This is a genomic window from Kitasatospora sp. NPDC059747 (assembly GCF_042732955.1).
Lineage (GTDB): Bacteria > Actinomycetota > Actinomycetes > Streptomycetales > Streptomycetaceae > Kitasatospora.
In genome coordinates, this window is sequence record NZ_JBHWGV010000056.1 from 1 (window position 1) to 17,324 (window position 17,324).

17 protein-coding genes are annotated in these 17,324 nt (G+C 72.8%); 13 read left to right on the forward strand and 4 right to left on the reverse strand.

The genetic code is table 11. The annotated features are described in order from the left end of the window. Window positions 1-104: 104 nt before the first annotated feature. From ACFV4G_RS23795 to ACFV4G_RS23805, 3 genes are all read right to left on the reverse strand, one after another. Window positions 105-1,028 carry a lytic polysaccharide monooxygenase gene (locus ACFV4G_RS23795; protein ID WP_380443563.1) on the reverse strand — a complete coding sequence of 308 codons (924 nt, stop codon included), beginning with the start codon at window positions 1,026-1,028 and terminating at the stop codon, window positions 105-107. A gap of 241 nt (window positions 1,029-1,269) precedes the next feature. Further along, window positions 1,270-1,677 carry a hypothetical protein gene (locus tag ACFV4G_RS23800; protein WP_380443565.1) on the reverse strand — a complete coding sequence of 136 codons (408 nt, stop codon included), beginning with the start codon at window positions 1,675-1,677 and terminating at the stop codon, window positions 1,270-1,272. Window positions 1,678-1,736: 59 nt separating this feature from the next. After that, window positions 1,737-2,951, reverse strand: coding sequence for an alanine racemase (locus ACFV4G_RS23805; RefSeq protein WP_380443647.1), 1,215 nt, complete (start codon window positions 2,949-2,951; stop codon window positions 1,737-1,739). A 97-nt stretch (window positions 2,952-3,048) separates the two neighbouring features. Between ACFV4G_RS23805 and ACFV4G_RS23810 the strand changes: the two genes are divergently transcribed. Next, complete coding sequence (locus ACFV4G_RS23810) at window positions 3,049-3,822, forward strand: SseB family protein (RefSeq protein WP_380443567.1); 774 nt, start codon at window positions 3,049-3,051, stop codon at window positions 3,820-3,822. 53 nt (window positions 3,823-3,875) lie between these two features. On the opposite strand, the gene ACFV4G_RS23815 is transcribed toward ACFV4G_RS23810, so the two are convergent. Next, the gene (locus ACFV4G_RS23815) at window positions 3,876-4,253 is read right to left on the reverse strand and encodes a DUF1844 domain-containing protein (protein WP_329928691.1); all 378 of its coding nucleotides are present in this window, start codon (window positions 4,251-4,253) and stop codon (window positions 3,876-3,878) included. Between the two features lie 526 nt (window positions 4,254-4,779). Here ACFV4G_RS23815 and infC point away from each other — a divergent pair. The 12 genes from infC to ACFV4G_RS23875 all read left to right on the forward strand — a co-directional run bounded on the left by infC (window position 4,780) and on the right by ACFV4G_RS23875 (window position 17,226). Continuing rightward, window positions 4,780-5,517: a translation initiation factor IF-3 gene (gene infC, locus ACFV4G_RS23820; RefSeq protein WP_380443649.1), complete on the forward strand. Its 738-nt coding sequence runs from the start codon at window positions 4,780-4,782 to the stop codon at window positions 5,515-5,517. Between the two features lie 142 nt (window positions 5,518-5,659). Then, window positions 5,660-5,854, forward strand: a complete 195-nt coding sequence (gene rpmI, locus ACFV4G_RS23825; protein WP_030055648.1) for a 50S ribosomal protein L35 — start codon at window positions 5,660-5,662, stop codon at window positions 5,852-5,854. 109 nt (window positions 5,855-5,963) lie between these two features. Continuing rightward, window positions 5,964-6,359, forward strand: coding sequence for a 50S ribosomal protein L20 (rplT, locus tag ACFV4G_RS23830; RefSeq protein WP_030055649.1), 396 nt, complete (start codon window positions 5,964-5,966; stop codon window positions 6,357-6,359). A gap of 171 nt (window positions 6,360-6,530) precedes the next feature. Then, a complete protein-coding gene (locus tag ACFV4G_RS23835) occupies window positions 6,531-7,397 on the forward strand; it encodes a TrmH family RNA methyltransferase (RefSeq protein ID WP_380443569.1) in 867 nt (288 codons plus the stop codon). 108 nt (window positions 7,398-7,505) lie between these two features. After that, complete coding sequence (locus tag ACFV4G_RS23840) at window positions 7,506-8,609, forward strand: ATP-binding protein (RefSeq protein ID WP_380443571.1); 1,104 nt, start codon at window positions 7,506-7,508, stop codon at window positions 8,607-8,609. A 241-nt stretch (window positions 8,610-8,850) separates the two neighbouring features. Beyond that, complete coding sequence (pheS, locus tag ACFV4G_RS23845; RefSeq protein WP_329928694.1) at window positions 8,851-9,972, forward strand: phenylalanine--tRNA ligase subunit alpha; 1,122 nt, start codon at window positions 8,851-8,853, stop codon at window positions 9,970-9,972. Beyond that, on the forward strand, window positions 9,972-12,473 hold the full coding sequence (pheT, locus tag ACFV4G_RS23850; protein WP_380443573.1) for a phenylalanine--tRNA ligase subunit beta: 2,502 nt from the start codon (window positions 9,972-9,974) through the stop codon (window positions 12,471-12,473). Before pheS ends, pheT begins: the two co-directional genes overlap by 1 nt. 126 nt (window positions 12,474-12,599) lie before the next feature. Continuing rightward, window positions 12,600-13,037, forward strand: coding sequence for a GntR family transcriptional regulator (locus tag ACFV4G_RS23855; protein ID WP_380443575.1), 438 nt, complete (start codon window positions 12,600-12,602; stop codon window positions 13,035-13,037). Then, the gene (locus ACFV4G_RS23860) at window positions 13,034-13,963 is read left to right on the forward strand and encodes an ATP-binding cassette domain-containing protein (RefSeq protein ID WP_380443577.1); all 930 of its coding nucleotides are present in this window, start codon (window positions 13,034-13,036) and stop codon (window positions 13,961-13,963) included. The genes ACFV4G_RS23855 and ACFV4G_RS23860 overlap by 4 nt, the downstream gene beginning before the upstream one ends. Then, the gene (locus tag ACFV4G_RS23865; RefSeq protein ID WP_380443579.1) at window positions 13,960-14,940 is read left to right on the forward strand and encodes a hypothetical protein; all 981 of its coding nucleotides are present in this window, start codon (window positions 13,960-13,962) and stop codon (window positions 14,938-14,940) included. The genes ACFV4G_RS23860 and ACFV4G_RS23865 overlap by 4 nt, the downstream gene beginning before the upstream one ends. 108 nt (window positions 14,941-15,048) lie before the next feature. Continuing rightward, complete coding sequence (locus tag ACFV4G_RS23870; protein WP_380443581.1) at window positions 15,049-15,885, forward strand: chitosanase; 837 nt, start codon at window positions 15,049-15,051, stop codon at window positions 15,883-15,885. 249 nt (window positions 15,886-16,134) lie between these two features. After that, on the forward strand, window positions 16,135-17,226 hold the full coding sequence (locus ACFV4G_RS23875) for a sugar ABC transporter substrate-binding protein (protein ID WP_380443583.1): 1,092 nt from the start codon (window positions 16,135-16,137) through the stop codon (window positions 17,224-17,226). The last annotated feature ends 98 nt before the right edge of the window (window positions 17,227-17,324 follow it).

Below are 17,324 nucleotides of genomic sequence, written 5' to 3' on the forward strand. Positions count from 1 at the left end.
GCCCCCCCCCGCCGCCCCCCCCCCCCCCCCCCGTCGTTCGCTCACTTCGCACGCGGGGAGCCGGACCGGACGGGGGTGGGCCGGTCCGGCCCCGCATCCGGCCCTCAGGAGTCGCGTCGAACAGCCTCGACACGACGGCGCCGGAGCACCATGCCGGCCCAGCCGACGCTGATCGCCGCCGCGCCGGCGAGCAGCAGCGGACCGGTGGCCGACGTGCCGACGGCCGCGGAGGCGGTCGGCACCACGAGACCGGCCGGGGAGTTGGGGTCGCCGCCGTGACCGTGGTGGGCGACCGTGGCCTTCGGGGCGTCCGCGGCGATCTGCGCGTCGCTCGGCGCGGCCGGGGCCTGCGCCGCGAGCGCGGACACCGGCGCGCCGCCGGCCGCGGCGGGCTTGCCGAAGTCGACGTCCGAGCAGCTGTAGAACGCCTCCGGGCTGTCGCTGCGCTGCCAGATCATGTACAGCAGCTGGCGGCCGGTGCGCTGCGGCAGCGTGCCCGGGTAGGTGTAGTACCCGTTGGTGGCGGTGCGGTCGACCTGCACCTGGGCCACCGGCGTCGGGTCGAGGTCGGACCACTTGAGGGGCTTCGTGGGGTCGTAGCCCTCCTTGGTGATGTAGACGGTCTGGGTGCCGACGTGCGGCGCGGTGGTGCGGAACTGGAAGGTGAAGGCGCCCGCGGCGACGGCGGTGGCCGGCCAGTCGGTGCGCGGCCAGTCCAGGGCTTGGTACTTGTCGCGGTTGGCCGAGCAGAGCTTGCCGTCCGGGATCAGCGCCTGGTGGTTGCCGTTGGCGTTGGCGATGTTGACCTCGTTCCAGTCGTAGAGCGGCTGGGTGCCGCTCGCCGCGACGAGGTCCTTGCAGACCTGGGAGACGGGGTGCTCGGGACCCTCGGCGTAGCAGGCCGCGACCCGGCTGACGGGCCCGGTCATCGTGCCGTGGGCACTGGCGGTGCCGGCGGTGGCCGCCGCCATCGCGAGGACCGCGGCGCCGACGGCGCCGACGGACAGGGCACTTCGCTTGATGGACATGGGGTGGGGACTCCTCGACCGTCGTTCCGGGCGGGTGTGGGGGAGCGGACACGCCTGCCCGTTCGGGAGCCGCGGCCCGGATCGCGGACCCCCGGGCAGAGCGTAGGATTGGTCTGGACCAGATGGCAATAGCTCTGCGTCATGCGGTTATTGACGGACTGTATGGCCCCGAGCAGCACAAAGGCCCGACGGGACACCGGGGTTAGGCGTTCCATCGGGCCTGTTTAAGGCTGCGGAAAGGTCAGCGGGTCCGGTCGTTGTAGAAGCCGGCCTGGATCACGTTCTGGTGGTTCCCATCCTTGATCGTGTTGTTGATGATCGTCACGTTGGCTGCCTGGTCGTCCTGCCTCGGAGCGAACTCGTCGAGGATTGCGACGAGTTGAGTGACCATGGCCGGGTCGTTCGCCAGCAGTCGGCGCAGCTTCGGCTCCCACTCGCCCTGCGCGCTCCGGGCGGCGGACTCGCTGTCGCCCTCCTGCGCCGAGACCAGCTCGGCCTGGGTCTCGTCCAGCTCCTCGGCGACCGACTCCGCCTTGCGGCCGAACATCGCGGCAACGCGCGGCTTGACCCGGTCCCAGGCCGATGTGACCATGAGGCCGGCCAGGACGGTCGCGCCCCTCGTCGCAATCTCAGTGATCTCGGCGTCCATGCCGCTCCCTTGTCGTCGCCCAATCTCGGCACCACCGTAGGGCAGAACCGGACGAAGCGTCAGAGGAACGTCTTCCCCTCGCCCCGGTACGTCGGGACGGTCCGGACGACCCGGTCGCCCTCGATCAGGTGCAGCTCGGCGAAGCGTTCGCACAGTTCGCCCGCCTTGGCGTGCCGGAACCAGACCCGGTCGCCGATCAGCAGGTCGTCCGCAGCGGCGCCGAGCAGCGGGGTCTGGACCTCGCCCGCGCCCTCCGTCGGGTCGTAGCGCAGGCCCTCGGGCAGATACGGGGTCGGGGAGCGGTCGGGGCCGGCCGGGCCGGAGGCTGCGTAGCCGCCGCCGAGGACGGTCACCACGCCGACGCCGGGCCGCCGGACGACCGGCTGGCCGAAGAGTGCGGCCGGACGGCCGTCGAACGAGCGGTAGTTGTCGAACAGCCGGGGCAGGTAGAGCCCGGAGCCGGCCGCGACCTCGGTGACGGCGCGCTCGGCCACCGTGCTCTCCACGCTGCCGGTGCCGCCGCCGTTGACGAACTCCAGCTCGGCGACCTGCCGCAGCCGCCGGACCGCGGCCGCGCGCCGCTCGGCCAGTTCGGTGCGGGCCTTGGCCTGCATGAGCCGGATCACCCGTGAGCGCACCGGCCGTCCGGGCACCCGGTCGCCGACCCCGGCGACGTGCCCCTCGTACGCCATCAGGCCTACGACCCGGAAGCCCGGGCGGCGCTGGACGGCCTCGGCGAAGGCGCCGAGGTCCTCGGGGGTGCGCAGCGGCGAGCGGCGGGCGCCGATCCGGACGCGTCCGCCGAGCAGGTGCAGCGCGGTGTCGAGCTCCAGGCAGACCCGGACCTCGGCGTCGCCGGCGCGGGCCTTGTCGATCAGGTCGAGCTGGGCGGGGTCGTCGAGGACGACGGTGACCTCGCGGGCGAGCTCCGGGTCGGCGGTCAGCGCGGCGAAGCCGTCGCGGTCGGCGGAGGGGTAGGCGAGCAGGACGTCGCGCAGGCCGGTGCGGGCGAGCCAGAGCGACTCGTCGAGGGTGAAGCTCATCACCCCGGCGAAGCCGTCGGTGGCGAGCGCGCGTTCCAGCAGGGCGCGGCAGCGCAGCGACTTGCTGGCGACCCGGATCGGCTTGCCGCCCGCGCGGCGCACGAGGTCGGCGGCGTTGGCGTCGAAGGCGGCGAGGTCGACGACGGCGACCGGCCCGTCCAGGTGTGCGGTGGCCCGGTCGTACCGGGCGCGGTCGGAGACCGGGGTGGCGCTGGGAGCGGGTTCGAGCATCACCATGCGCGCAGGCTGCCACACCCGGCTACCCGTGGGTAGGGGGCGCGTGCGGATTTGTGCGGCTCCCGGGACGGGGTGGCATAGGGTCGGCCGGGTGGACCGCAAAGACTTCTCCAACCCGGCGTTCGTCGGCAAGAGCATCCCGAACCCCGGCTTCGGCGACGACGACGGCACCGCGGACGCGGCGCTGACCGCGGCGCTCGCCCGCTGGTCGCAGGACCGCTCGGCCGAGCCCGAGGTGCTGGCGGCGCTCACCCCGACCCGGCTGATGGTCCCGATCGTCGCCCTGCTCGGCGAGGTCGAGGTGGACGAGCACGGGCACAAGCACGACAAGACCAGCGACATGGCGGTGCCGGTGCTGGAGGCCCCGGACGGGCGCCGCGCGCTGCCGGCGTTCACGTCGCTGGAGACGCTGGCCCGCTGGCGCGCCGACGCCCGCCCGGCGCCGGTGGCGGCCCCGCAGGCGGCGATGGTCGCGTACTCCGAGAAGGCCGACACCCTGCTGATCGACCCGGCGGGCCCGGTGCCCTACCAGCTGACCGGCGCCCGCCTGCGTGCGCTCGCCGAGAACCGGCCGTACCTGCCGCCGCTGCGCGACCCCGAGGTGCGCGAGGCGGTGCGGGCGCTGCTGGCGGACCAGCCGCAGGTGGTGTCCGGCCTGCTGGGCCCCGGGGACGGCTCGGACGGGGTGCTCGCGGTGGTGTTCGACCCGGAGCTCGACCAGGCGGGCGTGCAGGAGGCGGCCCGGCGGGTCGGCCGCGCGGTGGCGGCGGACCCGGTGCTCCGCGTCCGGCTGGACCGCGGCCTGGACCTGGCGGTGCTGCCGGCGAGCGCGCAGCTGCCGGGGGAGCCGCTGTACCGGCGGTAGAAACGAACGGGGAGCACCTGCCAACGTTGGTAGGTGCTCCCTGGGAGAACCGCTCAGGAGTAGACCGGCCCCGTGAACTTCTCGCCCGGCCCGGCGCCCGGCGCGTCCGGCACGATGGAGGCCTCGCGGAAGGCCAGCTGCAGCGAGCGCAGGCCGTCGCGCAGCGGGGCGGCGTGGAAGTTGCTGATCTCCGGGGCGCCGGCGGTGACCAGCCCGGCGAGCGCGGTGATCAGCTTGCGGGCCTCGTCGAGGTCCTTGTCCTTGTCGCCGCCCTCGGCGAGGCCGCACTTGACGGCCGCGGCGCTCATCAGGTGCACGGCGACGGTGGTGATCACCTCGACGGCGGGGACCTCGGCGATGTCCCGGGTCAGGTCGTCGAAGCCGATCGCGTCGTCGTCCGCGCCGGGGTTCTGGGTGGGCTCGCTGCTCAAGGGGGGCTCGTTCCGTCGTGCCGGTGTCCGTGTACACCTGGAGCGTACAAGGGCCCCGGAATGCGCCGAAAAGTGCGGTGCGCGCGCGTGGAAGGCGCGGAAAAGCGCGGAAACGCGGGGTGTGCCGGGGCGGAATGGCGTTCGACCTTCCGGCGCTGTATGCTTCGAGACTGACCGGCCGGGATCCCGCATGGGCACCCGGCCAGCAAGTGGAGGCTCCACCCAGGAGGCCCGAGAGGGCAACCGCGACAGTCTCCCACCTGGTCGGCCTCGCGGTCGACGGGTCCCGGTCCGCGACGGGCGCCACGGCGCCGAGTCGCCGCAGCGCCCCTCACCGGGTGCCGCCCCCGGATTGTGTGGAGCCCCGCTTGTACCGAGCGGGGCTTTTTTCGTGTCGCGGGTGCAGATGGTGCCGAGAAGGTGCCGGGCAGCGCAGCACGAATGAAGCCCCGCCCAGTGGTCGAGTCCACTACGTGCGACCGCCGTCCGACGGCCGCATCGCAGAAGGTGCAACCGAGGAGGCCCCATCAGCACCGAGCCCCGCATCAACGACCGGATTCGCGTTCCGGAGGTGCGACTCGTCGGTCCCAGCGGCGAGCAGGTCGGCATCGTGCCGCTTGCCAAGGCGCTGGAGCTCGCGCAGGAGTACGACCTCGACCTGGTCGAGGTCGCGGCGACCGCCCGGCCGCCGGTGTGCAAGCTCATGGACTACGGCAAGTTCAAGTACGAGTCGGCCATGAAGGCCCGTGAGGCGCGCAAGAACCAGGCGCACACGGTCATCAAGGAGATGAAGCTCCGGCCGAAGATCGACCCGCACGACTATGACACCAAGAAGGGTCACGTCGTCCGGTTCCTCAAGCAGGGCGACAAGGTCAAGATCACGATCATGTTCCGCGGTCGTGAGCAGTCCCGCCCCGAGCTGGGCTTCCGTCTGCTGCAGCGGCTCGCCGACGACGTCCAGGACCTGGGCTTCGTCGAGTCCTCGCCGAAGCAGGACGGCCGGAACATGATCATGGTTCTTGGCCCGCACAAGAAGAAGACCGAGGCGATGGCCGAGGCCCGCGCCCTCGCGGACGCCCGCAAGGCCGAGCGACTGGGCCGGACCGCCGGCTCCGACGCCGCCGCGGACGAGGACGAGGACGCAGCGCTTGAGGCCGAGAACGCCGCTGCCGAGGCGGAGGCCGCCGAAGCGGAGGCCGCCGAGGCCGACGTCGAGGCCGCTGCCGAGGTCGAGCAGCCGGCCGAGGCCTCCCAGGACGCCTGAGCCTTCACGGCCAGGGCGCTCGGGAGACCGGCCCACCACGGTGACGGGGCGCCCCGCCCGGTCACCGCAGATCCATCCAGTTCACGCCCGCGTGGCGCACACCGCGCGGGCGTGGACGGGACCGACGAGGAGATACGGCGAAATGCCGAAGCAGAAGACGCACAGTGGCGCCAGCAAGCGCTTCAAGATCAGTGGCTCTGGCAAGGTGCTGCGCGAGCGCGCCGGTCGCCGCCACCTCCTGGAGCACAAGCCCTCGACGCTGACCCGCAAGCTGGCCGGGACCGTCGAGCTGGCCCCCGCTGACGCCAAGAAGATCAAGAAGCTTCTCGGCAAGTGATCGCCCTCCCGCCCGGCGCGAGCCGTGTGCGGGGCAGCTGATCCTTCCCGACCCATTCGAATGACGGACCGCGTGAAGTAGTCCGTGGTCCAACCCAAGGAGTAATCAAGTGGCACGCGTCAAGCGGGCAGTCAACGCCCACAAGAAGCGCCGGGTCATCCTGGAGCGCGCCAGCGGCTACCGTGGCCAGCGCTCGCGCCTGTACCGCAAGGCCAAGGAGCAGGTCACCCACTCGCTGGTCTACAACTTCAACGACCGCAAGAAGCGCAAGGGCGACTTCCGTCAGCTGTGGATCCAGCGCATCAACGCTGCGGCCCGTGCCAACGGCATCACCTACAACCGCTTCGTGCAGGGCCTGAAGGCCGCCAGCGTCGAGATCGACCGCAAGATGCTGGCCGACCTGGCCGTCAACGACCCGGGTGCGTTCGCCTCCCTGGTCGAGGTCGCCCAGAAGGCGCTGCCGGCCGACGTGAACGCCCCGAAGGCCGCCGCCGACGCCGCCTGATCCTCCAGGATCGGTTGAGCTCCGACCGGACCCGCAGGCTCTCCTGCGGGTCCGGTTCTGCGTTTTCCCCGTCCTTCGGCGCCGCGTCCCTCGGCGCACGTCCCTCAGCGCACGTCCCTCAGCGCCCCCGTCCCTCAGCGCCCCCTTCACAGAGCCCCAGAGAACGAGACCATGCCGAGCACCGACACCCCCCTGCTGACCTCCCTGCGCTCGCCGCGCGTCGTCGCCGCCCGCCGGCTCGCCAAGCGGAACCAGCGCACCAAGGAGCGCCGCTTCCTGGCCGAGGGCCCGCAGGCCGTCCGGGAGGCCGTCGCGTACGGCCGGCTGCCGGGCTCGGGCGAGCACGCGGTGGTCGAGGTGTACGTGACCCCGGAGGCCGCCGAGCGGCACGCCGGGATCGTGGAGTCCGCGCTGGACGAGGGGCTCGCGGTGCTGACCGCGACCGACGAGGTGATCGCCGGGATCTGCGACACGGTGACCCCGCAGGGCATCGTCGCGCTCTGCCGCTTCATCGACACCCCGTTCGCCGACGTCCTGGCGGCCCGCCCGAAGCTCGTCGCGATCCTCGCCCACGTGCGCGACCCCGGGAACGCCGGCACCGTGCTGCGCACCGCCGACGCGGCCGGCGCGGACGCCGTGGTGCTCACCGACGCCTCCGTGGACCTGTACAACCCGAAGGCCGTCCGGGCCTCCGTCGGCAGCCTGTTCCACCTGCCGGTCGCCGTCGGCGTGCCGGTCGAGGAGGCCGTCGGGCAGCTGCGCGCGGCCGGGATCCGGGTGCTAGCCGCCGACGGCGCGGGGGAGCGGGACCTCGACCAGGAGCTCGACGAGGGCACCCTGGGCGCACCCGGCGCATGGGTGTTCGGCAACGAGGCGTGGGGGCTCCCGGAAGAGACCCGCGCGCTCACCGACGAGGTCGTGCGCGTGCCGATCCACGGACACGCCGAGAGCCTCAACCTGGCCACCGCCGCGGCCGTCTGCCTCTACGCCTCGGCCCGGGCGCAGCGCGGGCCCGGCGGCTGTCGCTCGAACGGCTGACGGCACCCCGCACGATCCACCCGCCAGGCCCTACTACCGGGGGCATGGAGGCGCTAGGGTCTGCCTCGGTGGGGGGAACGGCACGGTGGGTAATCGGGGAGGACACCCATGGTCGGCAACGGGCCCGAGCTCGACCCGGACGACCTGCCGGACGGCCTGGTGGTCGCCGACGCGCTCGGCCGGGTGGTCCGCTTCAACCGGGCCGCGGCCCGGATCACCGGCGTGCCCCCGGAGGCCGCGCTGGGCAGCGCCCTGGACGACGTCCTCCCGCTGGAGGACCTCGACGGGCGCCGCTGGTGGCAGCTGACCGACCCGTACGGCGGCCTCGCGATCCGCACCGGCCAGCCCGAGCGCAACCTGCTGCTGCCCGGCGGCCGGGAGGTGCTGGTCTCCGCCCGCTACGTGCGGGCCGTGCCGCTGGGGCCCCTGGAGCGCCTGGTGATCGCCCTGCGCGGCACCGAGGACCGCCGGCGCACCGAGCGCAGCCATGCCGAGCTGATCGCCACCGTCGCGCACGAGCTGCGCTCGCCGCTGACCAGCGTCAAGGGCTTCACCGCGACGCTGCTGGCCAAGTGGGAGCGGTTCACCGACGGGCAGAAGCGGCTGATGCTGGAGACCGTCGACGCCGACGCGGACCGGGTCACCCGGCTGATCGCCGAGCTGCTGGACATCTCGCGGATCGACGCGGGCCGGCTGGAGCTGCGCAAGCAGGTCGTGGACGTGGCCGCGGCGGTGCGCCGGCACGTCGAGCGCAAGGTCGCCACCGGCATCCCCGAGGAGCGCTTCGACGTCCGGATCACCGAGCCGCTGACCGTGCTGTGGGCGGACCCGGACAAGGTCGACCAGGTGCTCGCCAACCTGCTGGAAAATGCGGTGCGGCACGGCGAGGGAACTGTCACGATCGAGGTGGCACCGGCCAAGGAGGTCGTCGAGGCACCCGTCTGGGAGCGCTCCGGCACCCCGCCCCGCATCGTGGAAGGCACAGCGGTCACCGTGAGCGACGAAGGCAGCGGCATCCCCGAGGAGTCGATGCCGCGCGTCTTCACCCGCTTCTGGCGCGGCTCCAAGCGCGGCGGCACCGGCCTCGGCCTCTACATCGTCAAGGGCATCGTGGAGGCCCACGGCGGCTCGATCCGCGTCGACCGCGCGCCCGGCGGCGGCGCCCGGTTCCGATTTATCCTGCCCGCCGGGGTGCCCGACTTCATGCTCTGAAAGAGCATGAACGACGAACACAGCATGCTGTGGTCGGGTCCGGACGGGCTTGACGGCAGCCGCGCAACGCGCTGCGACTACACTCGACCTTTGGCGTTGCGCAACGCCCTGCGCGGCCGTGCCGCGGACATCCCTTCCCGTGAACGGAGATCGGCTGCCCGTGCCCCGGCCACGCCGGGCGTGACGCGAAGGCGAGCCCAATCACCTGAGCACGGACGAGCAGGAGCACGGGAAGATAGAGATGTCGGCACCCAACAAGTCGTACGACCCGGTCGAGGTCGAGGCCCTCAAGCCCGAGGTGGTGGAGCAGGCGCGGGACGAGGCCGTCGCCGCCTTCGCCGCCGCCACCACGCTCGACGAGCTGAAGCAGGCCAAGGTCGCCCACACCGGCGACCGCTCCGCGCTCTCCCTCGCCAACCGCGAGATCGGCGCCCTGCCCCCGCACGCCAAGGCCGCCGCAGGCAAGCTGATCGGCCAGGCCCGCGGCGCCGTCAACCAGGCCCTCGCCAAGCGGCAGGCCGAGTTGGAGGCGGAGCGCGACGCCCGCGTGCTGGTCGAGGAGGCGGTGGACGTCACGCTGCCCTACGACCGCACCCCGCGCGGCGCCCGCCACCCGCTGACCACGCTGGCCGAGCGCATCGAGGACACCTTCGTCGCGATGGGCTACCAGGTCGCCGAGGGCCCCGAGGTCGAGGCCGAGTGGCTCAACTTCGACGCCCTCAACCTCGGCCCGGACCACCCGGCCCGCTCGATGCAGGACACCTTCTTCGTCCAGGCCCCGGACGGCTCCGCCGACTCCGGCGTGGTGCTGCGCACCCAGACCTCCCCGGTCCAGGCCCGCACCATGCTCGACCGCGAGCCCCCCGTCTACGTCGTGTGCCCGGGCCGGGTCTACCGCACGGACGAGCTGGACGCCACCCACACCCCGGTCTTCCGCCAGGTCGAGGGCCTCGCGGTGGACGAGGGCATCACCTTCGCCGACCTCAAGGGCACCATCGAGGTGCTGGTCGAGAAGCTGATCGGCACCGGCCTGGAACTGCGCTGGCGCCCCTCGTACTTCCCGTTCACCGAGCCGAGCGCCGAGATCGACCTGCAGTGCTTCGTGTGCCGCGGCGAGAGCGTCGGCAACCCGGACCGCCCGTGCCGCACCTGCTCCTCCGAGGGCTGGATCGAGCTCGGCGGCTGCGGCGTGGTGAACCCGCGCGTGCTGGTGGCCTGCGGCGTCGACCCGAACCGCTACAGCGGGTTCGCCTTCGGCCTGGGCCTGGAGCGGATCCTGATGAATCGTCACAACGTCGCCGACATGCGCGACATGGTCGAGGGTGACGTGCGCTTCACCCTCCCGTTCGGGATGGAGATCTGATGCGCGTCCCGCTTTCCTGGCTGCGCGAGTACGTCGACCTGCCGGCCGGCGAGACCGGTCGCGACGTCGCCGAGCGCCTGGTCCGGGCCGGCCTGGAGGTCGAGACCGTCGAGCAGCTCGGCGGCGACCTCAAGGGCCCGCTGGTGGTCGGCGAGGTGCTCTCCATCGAGGAGCTGTCCGGCTTCAAGAAGCCGATCCGGCACTGCTTCGTCAACGTCGGCGACGCCAACGGCACCGGCGAGCCGCAGGAGATCGTCTGCGGCGCGACCAACTTCGCGGTCGGCGACAAGGTCGTGGTCGTGCTCCCGGGCGCCGTGCTGCCCGGCCCGTTCCCGATCGCGGCCCGCCAGACCTACGGCCACACCTCGGCCGGCATGATCTGCTCCGCGCGCGAGCTCGGCATGGGCGACGACCACGCGGGCATCATCGTGCTCCCGCCGGAGTTCGAGCCGGGCACCGACGCGATCGAGCTGCTCCAGCTCGTCGACGAGGTGCTCGACATCGCCGTCACCCCGGACCGCGGCTACTGCCTGTCCATGCGCGGCGTGGCCCGCGAGGCCGCCGCCGCGTACGGGCTGCCGCTGGCCGACCCGGCGCTGCTCGACGTGCCGCCGGCGAACTCCTTCGGCTACCTGGTCAAGGTCAACGACCCGGCCGGCTGCGACCGCTTCGTGGCCCGCACGGTCGTCGGCGTGGACCCGAACGCCAAGTCCCCGATCTGGCTGCAGCGCCGCCTCCAGAAGGCCGGCATCCGCCCGATCTCGCTGACCGTCGACATCACCAACTACGTGATGCTGGAGGTCGGCCAGCCGCTGCACGCCTACGACAAGCAGCGCGTGGACGGCCCGATCACGGTCCGCCGGGCGGCCGAGGGCGAGATCCTCACCACCCTGGACGGCGTCAAGCGAAAGCTCGCCGCCGAGGACCTGCTGATCTGCGACAACAGCGGCCCGATCGGCCTGGCCGGCGTCATGGGCGGCGCCTCCACCGAGATCCTCGACCCGGCCGCCGGTCCGGGCACCACCGAGGTGATCATCGAGGCGGCGCACTTCGACCCGGTCGCCATCGCCCGCTCCGCCAAGCGGCACAAGCTGCCGTCCGAGGCGTCCAAGCGCTTCGAGCGCGGCGTCGACCCGGAGGCCGCCCGCGCCGCCGCGCAGCGCGCCGTCGACCTGCTGGTCCTGATCGCCGGCGGCACCGCCGAGGCCGGGGTCACCGACATCGCCGCGCCGCACCCGGTGCGCACCATCACCATCGCCGCGGACCTGCCCGACCGGGTCGCCGGCACCGCGTACGGTCGCGAGACCGTCACCCGGCGCCTGCAGGAGATCGGCTGCTCGGTCGCGGGCGCCGACGTCCTGGAGGTCACCCCGCCGACCTGGCGCCCCGACCTCACCGACCCGTACGACCTCGCGGAGGAGGTCATCCGACTGGAGGGCTACGACAACGTCCCCGCCCGGATGCCCGACGTGCCGCCGGGCAAGGGGCTGACCGAGGCCCAGCGCGTCCACCGCCGGATCGGCGTCGCGCTGGCCGGGGCCGGCTACGTCGAGGTGAACAACTACCCCTTCCTCGGCGAGCCCGCCTTCGAGGCGCTCGGCCTGGAGGCGGACGACCGCCGCCGCCGGACCGTCAAGCTGGTCAACCCGCTCAACGACGAGGAGCCGGCGCTGCGCACCACGCTGCTGCCGGGCCTGCTCGGGGCGCTGCGCCGCAACGTCGGCCGCGGCAACACCGACCTGGCGGTCTACGAGACCGGCACGGTCTTCCTGCCCAAGGACGAGCCGGCCGTGGCCCCGCGCCCGGCCGTCGACCGGCGCCCGAGCGACGAGGAGCTGGCCGCGCTGGACGCCGCGCTGCCGGACCAGCCGCGCCGGGTCGCCGTCGCCCTCGCGGGCGAGCGGATGCCCTCCGGCTGGTGGGGCGCCGGCGCCCAGGCCTCCTGGGCGGACGCCGTCGAGGCGGCCCGTACGGTGGCCCGCGCGGCCGGCGTCGAGCTGACCGTGCGCCAGGGCCAGCTGGCGCCCTGGCACCCGGGCCGCTGCGCCGAGCTCGTCGTCGCGGGCACCGACCGGGTCGTCGGCCACGCCGGTGAGCTGCACCCGCGCGTCGTCAAGGCGCTCGGCCTGCCGGCCCGCACGGCCGCGATGGAGATCGACGTCGACCTGCTCACCGCCGACGGCGCCGAGAAGGTCAGCGGCCCGGCCGTCTCCGGCTTCCCGGTGGCGACCCAGGACGTCGCGCTGATCGTCGACACGGCCGTCCCGGCCGCCGACGTGGAGGCCGCGCTGCGCACCGGCGCGGGCGAACTGCTGGAGGCCATCCGGCTGTTCGACGTCTTCACCGGCGAGCAGGTCGGCGAGGGCAAGAAGTCGCTGGCCTACGCGCTGCGCTTCCGCGCCGCCGACCGCACCCTGACCGCCGACGAGGCCACGGCCGCCCGCGAGGCCGCCGTCGCCGAGGCCGTCACCCGTACGGGAGCGGTGCTGCGCGGGGCCTGATCCCGCAGCGCCCGAGAGGGCCCCGTCCTGGACCGCGAGGTCCGGGGCGGGGCCCTCTCGCGTTTCCCCGGTTCTCCCGGCCTCCCGACTTGACGATCGATCACCCCGTCGCTTATCTCTTTACCTATGGAAGTAGATAAAGCCGATGACCAGCCCTCGCCGATCGAGTTCCGCCTCGACCCGGCCTCCGGCGTCCCGACCTACCTCCAGCTCGTGCAGCAGGTCGAACAGGCGCTGCGCATGGGCTGGTTGACGGAGGGGGACCGGCTGCCCCGGGTGCGGGAGGTGGTGGCGGGGCTGGCGATCAACCCCAACACCGTGCTCAAGGCGTACCGGGAGCTGGAGCACCGGGGACTCGCCGCGGGCCGCCGCGGGCAGGGCACGTTCGTGCGCGGGCTGCCCGCCGGGGTGGTGCCGCTGCGTGAACGGGCGGCGCTGCGGCGGGGGTTGTTGGACTGGATGCGCTCGGCGCGGGCCGCCGGGCTGGACGAGGGGGGGATGGCCGCGGTGTTCGAGGACGCGCTGCGCGACCTGCGTGAAGGCCGGGACGGGGTGGTGGCGTGACGGCCGCCGACACGGTGATCGACTGCGGCGGGCTGGGCAAGCGCTACCGCCGCTCCTGGGCGCTGCGGGACTGCAACCTCGCCGTCCCGGCCGGGCACGTCGTGGCCCTGGTCGGCCCGAACGGCGCCGGCAAGACCACGCTGCTCGGCCTGGCGGCCGGCCTGACCCTGCCCAGTGCGGGCGCGATGACCGTGCTCGGCGGTCAACTCCCCGGCTCTCCGCAGGCGTTGGACCGGATCGGCTTCGTGGCCCAGAACGCCGCGCTCTACCCGGGCCTGCGCGTGCGCGACCTGCTCGCGATGGGCCGTCACCTCAACCGCCGCTGGGACGCCGACCGGGCGCGCACCCACCTGGAGGGCCTCGGCATCCCCCTGGACCGCAAGTACGGGCGCCTCTCCGGCGGCCAGCAGGCCCAGGTCTCGCTCGCCCTGGCGCTCGCCAAGCGGCCCGAACTCCTGCTCCTGGACGAGCCGTTGGCCGCGCTCGACCCGCTCGCCCGGCACGACTTCATGGCCGTGCTGCTGACCGCCGTGGCCGAGGACGGCCTCTCGGTGGTCTTCTCCTCGCACGCCGTCAACGAGCTGGAGCAGAGCTGCGACTACCTGGTGGTGCTCGGCGGCGGCCGGGTCCAGGTGGCGGGGGAGGTGGACGACCTGGTGGCCGGCCACCGGATGCTCACCGGCCCGACCGCCGAGGCGGACGCGGTGGCCGGGCGGCTGCCGGTGGTCCGCGACCGCCGGGCCGGCGTCCAGTCCCACCTGCTGGTCCGCACCGGCGGCCTGGACGCCCCGGTCTCCGACGGCTGGCGCCAACAGCGCGTCGGCCTGGAGGAGTTGGTGATCGCCTACCTGCGCGAGCCGGCCGCCTCCGCCCTCCCCGGCCCGCGCGGGGCCGTCCGTCCGAACGAGAAGGTCCTGCAGTCGTGAGCGCAATCGCCCTTGGTGCGGCCACCGCCTCGCCGCGCCGCAGCGCCGTCCTGCGCGCCGCCGCCATCCGCCACCGCACGGCCGTGCTGACCCTGGTCGGCGTGATGGCGGCGCTGTCCGTCGCGATGCTGCTGCACGGCTGGTACGTCCACGCCGGCCTGCACCGCCTCGGGGCCGACTCCTGCGACCCGGACACCGTCGCGTGCCTGGCCAAGTACAAGCAGTTCATCCACCAGTACGGCATGCCGTTGCAGACCCTCGACGGGGTGCTCTACGTGCTCGGCGGCGGGTTCGGCGCCTTCGCCGGGGGACCGCTGCTGGCGAGGGAGTTCGAGCACGGCACGGTCCGCTTCGCGTGGACCCAGGGCGCCGGACGCTCCCGCTGGACGCTCGGCGCGGTGACCGTGGTCGGCGGCGCCGTCGTGGTCGTGGCCGCGCTGTTCGGGGTGGTGCAACGGTGGTGGAGCGAGCCGCTGGTCCGCGAGGCGGGGCAGTTCAACCCGGACATCTTCATGCAGACCTGGCCGGTGATGGCCGGCCGGGTGCTGCTGACCTTCGGGCTGGCCGTGCTCGCGGGCGCGGTGCTGCGCCGCACGGTGGTGGCGGTGGGCGTCGGGCTCGCGGGCTCCGTGGCCCTGCCCTTCGTCGCCCAGGCGTTCCGGACGCACTACCGGCCACCCCTGGAGGAGGCCGTGCACACGATGACGCCGCTCTCGCTGGACGGGCGCTGGGTGCTGGACGTCTGGTACTCGGACCCGGCCGGGAACCGGATCGGCACGGGCGAGTTCTACGACCGCGGCGGCGACTTCGCCCACCTCCAGGCGATGGTGCGCGACGGCGGCTACACCGCGCACCAGGTGTACCAGCCGGCGGACCGCTTCTGGCCGTTCCAGTTCATCGAGGCCGGCTGGATGCTGGCCCTGGGGATCGCGGCCTGCGCGGCGGCGGTCTGGTGGGTGCGCTGCCGGGCCGTCTGACGGAGAAGTTGAGGAGGGTGTGTCAAAACCCTTGCGGCAGCGGGGCTGTTGGGCGCTAATTTCTCGTTAGGAAAGTTTCCTAACCCCCACGGGAAACGGAGCGTGCACATGCGTCCTCAGCCCCGCCGCGCCCTCGGCATCGCCCTCGCCGCCGTCCTGGTGGCCGCACCCGCCGTGGTCGTCTCCGCCGGTGCGGCCGACGCCGCGCCGACGGCGGCCGTCCGGCTCAAGGGAGTCGGACTCGACGACCCGCACGAGAAGGACATCGCGATGCAGTTGGTGTCGAGTGCGGAGAACTCCTCGCTGGACTGGAAGGCCCAGTACAAGTACATCGAGGACATCGGTGACGGGCGCGGCTACACCGCCGGCATCATCGGGTTCTGCTCCGGCACGGGCGACATGCTCGACCTCGTCCAGCACTACACCGCGCTCAAGCCCGGCAACGTGCTCGCCAAGTACCTGCCGGCGCTGAAGAAGGTCAACGGCAGCGCGTCGCACGCCGGTCTCGGCACCCCGTTCGTCAAGGACTGGGCCGCCGCCGCCAAGGACCCGGTCTTCCAGCAGGCCCAGAACGACGAGCGCGACCGGGTGTACTTCAACCCCGCCGTCGGCCGGGCCAAGGCGGACGGGCTGCGCGCGCTCGGCCAGTTCGCCTACTACGACGCCATCGTCATGCACGGCCCCGGAGACGGGTCCGACAGTTTCGGCGGCATTCGCGCCGCGGCCATGAAGAAGGCCAGGACCCCGGCCCAGGGTGGCGACGAGGCCACCTACCTCAAGGCCTTCCTGGAGGCCCGCAAGGTGGTCATGAAGAAGGAGGAGGCCCACTCCGACACCAGCAGGGTCGACACCGAGCAGACGGTCTTCCTCAATGCGGGGGACTTCGACCTCAACCCGCCGCTGCACTGGAAGGTCTACGGCGACAGCTACTCGATAGCGAGCTGAGCCCCCGGTGGGCCGGAGGGGATCCCCCCCTGGCCCACCGCACCCTCGTCCGCAATTAATAAGTCCCCTGAATTATCAATATCCACCCCGAATTCGATCTTCGAAAGTGTGAAAGTCCTGTTCATCCCATAACGAATCGAGCATGGGGATAACGAAGTCTCCTCCCCTTATTGACGCATTCGCCCGGTGGGGCTTGACTCCCTCCCCTGCCGCACCGTTCGCGGCGCAGTACAGGAGGCACCACCGAACATGAACAGAGCCATGCGTCTCGCGGCCACGGGCACGGCCGCCGTGTCGCTCGCACTCACCCTCGCGGCCTGCGGGCAGACCGGCGCGGCGCAGAAGCCGGCCTCCGGCGGAGGCGGCGAGGCCATCGGTCTCCTCCTGCCCGACAACGCCTCCTCCACGCGTTACGACGCGTTCGACAAGCCGCTGATCCAGCAGACGGTGACCGGCCTCTGCACCCAGTGCACCCTCGACTACGCCAACGCGGGCGGCGAGGCGATCACCCAGAAGAAGCAGTTCGACGACCTGGTCGCCAAGGGCGTGAAGGTCATCCTGCTCGACCCGGTCGACGCCAAGGTCACCGCACCGTGGGTCGACGCCGCCAACGCCAAGGGCATCAAGGTCGTGTCCTACGACCGGCTGGCGCAGGGCAAGGTCGCCGCGTACGTGTCCTTCGACAACGAGCGCACCGGCGAACTCCAGGGCCAGTCCCTGCTCGACGCGCTCGGCTCCAAGGCCTCCTCGGCCAACGTCGTGATGATCGACGGCGCCGAGTCCGACCCCAACGCCGCGCAGTTCAAGGCGGGCGCGCACCAGGTGCTGGACGGCAAGGTCAAGAAGATCGCCTACGAGCAGTCCGGCGAGTGGAAGACCGACGTCGCCACGGCGAAGATGAACGAGGCCATCCAGAGCCTCGGGAAGGACGGCATCCAGGCCGTCTACGCCGGGAACGACGGCATGGCCGGCGCCGTCATCGAGGCGCTGAAGACCGCGGGCATCAAGAACGTCCCCGTGGGCGGCCAGGACGCGTCCATCGACGCGGTGCGCCGGATCCTCACCGGCGAGCAGGCCTACACCATCTACAAGCCGTACAAGCCGGAGACGGACGCGGCCGGCAGCATCGCCGTCCAGCTCGCCGAGGGCATGGACATCAGCACGACCGCGACCACCCTCACCTCCAGCAACGGGCTGCAGATCCCCTCGCTGCTGCTCACCCCGATCGTGGTGACCAAGGCGAAGGTCGAGGCCACGGTGGTCGGCGGCGGCCTCTACAAGGCGGCCGACATCTGCACCCAGCAGTTCGCGGCGGCCTGCGCCTCGGCCGGGGTCCAGTAGCCGGAGCGCCGGAAAAGGGGCGCCCGGGGGGGCGCGCGCGGGGCGCGGCGGGGCGCCCGGGCGCGGCGCGCGCGCCGCGGCGCGGCCCAGCGCCGCGC